Annotated in this window: 1 protein-coding gene; it reads left to right on the top strand. The window is 72.6% G+C overall.

Features of this window, described 5'->3' with window-relative positions:
* Window positions 1-106: 106 nt before the first annotated feature.
* Window positions 107-1,435: DUF1800 domain-containing protein (locus tag NON22_RS24280; protein ID WP_257389556.1), on the top strand; the 1,329-nt coding region annotated here is incomplete at its 3' end.

The raw sequence follows: 1,435 nt of genomic DNA, 5'->3' as shown, positions 1-1,435 counted from the left end.
GCAGGGTGCGCCGCCGCGGCGGGCCCGGCGGCCGCACCATGCCCGGCCCGGCCGGGAGTCCGCGAATCGCCGCAATGCCCCGGCTGCCACCATCCGGAGAGTCGCCATGCAGGCAACCTTGGCTCGTCGTTCGCTGTTGACCGCGCTGTTCGCCGCCGCGCCGGCGACGAACGCCTCACTGCCGCTGCCGGACGCGGCCGTCCATCTGCTCAACCGCACGAGCTTCGGCGTCGATGAGGCCGCGCTCGCGCGGCTGCGGACGATCGGCGCCGCGGCCTACCTCGACGAGCAGCTGCATCCCGGCGGTCTCGACGATGGGCCGCTGGACGCGGTGCTCGCGCGGCTGAGCACGTTGACCCTGAGCGACGCCGAGCTCGTGCGGCAGTATGCGACGGCCGAGCCCGGCCAGCGCCAGGTCCCGCTGCAGGAGCTGCGTGCGGCGACCGTGCTGCGCCAGCGCTACAGCCGGCGCCAGCTGTTCGAGGTCATGGTTGAATTCTGGTCGAATCATTTCAACGTGACCCACAGCGACGGGCGCGCGCGCTACTACAAGACCAGCGACGACCGCGACGTGATCCGGCCGCATGCGCTGGGCCGCTTCGCCGACCTGCTGCGCGCGAGCGCGCGCAGTCCGGCCATGCTGGTCTACCTCGACAATGCGAGCAACGTCGTCGACGGACCGAACGAGAACTACGCGCGCGAACTGCTGGAGCTGCACACGCTCGGCGTCGACGGCGGCTACGGCGAAAGCGACGTCAAGGAGGTCGCGCGCTGCTTCACCGGCTGGGGCCTGCGCAATCACGAATATCACTTCTTCGCGAACCGCCACGACTACGGCGCCAAGCGGGTGCTCGGCCGGCGCCTGCCGGCCAACCGCGGCGAGGAAGACGGCGAGGCGGTGCTCGACCTGCTCGCCGCGCACCCGTCCACTGCGCGGCACATCGCCTACAAGCTGCTGTGCCGCTTCGTCGAGGACGCGCCGGCCGCGGCGCTGGTCGATCGCATCGCCGGCGTATTCGGCGCGAGCGGCGGCGACATCCGCGCGACCGTCGCGGCCGTGCTGCAGTCGGCCGAATTCCAGGCCAGCGCCGATCGCAAGTTCCGCCGGCCGGCCGAATACCTGACATCCTGCCTGCGCGCGAGCGCCGCGGTCATGGACGGCGAGGCCGGCCTGCGACTGCTCACGGCCGCGCTGACCGCGCAGGGCCAGGCGCCGCTGAACTGGCCCGCACCGAACGGCTATCCGGACGTGCAGGGCTATTGGCTCAATACCGCGGCGCTGCTCGCGCGCTGGAATTTCGCGCTCGCGCTGTTCGAGCGCGGCGCCGCGGCGCCGCTGCATGTCGACATCGCGGCGTTGCGCGGCACGGCGGCGACGCCGGCCGCGCTCGTCGACCGGCTCGCGGCGCGGCTGCTGCACCGGCCGCTCGCGGAC

This window comes from Tahibacter caeni, from assembly GCF_024609805.1.
GTDB classification, from domain to species: domain Bacteria; phylum Pseudomonadota; class Gammaproteobacteria; order Xanthomonadales; family Rhodanobacteraceae; genus Tahibacter; species Tahibacter caeni.
The sequence above is the reverse complement of the archived record's forward strand: the minus strand, read 5'-3'. Positions and strand labels throughout refer to the sequence as shown.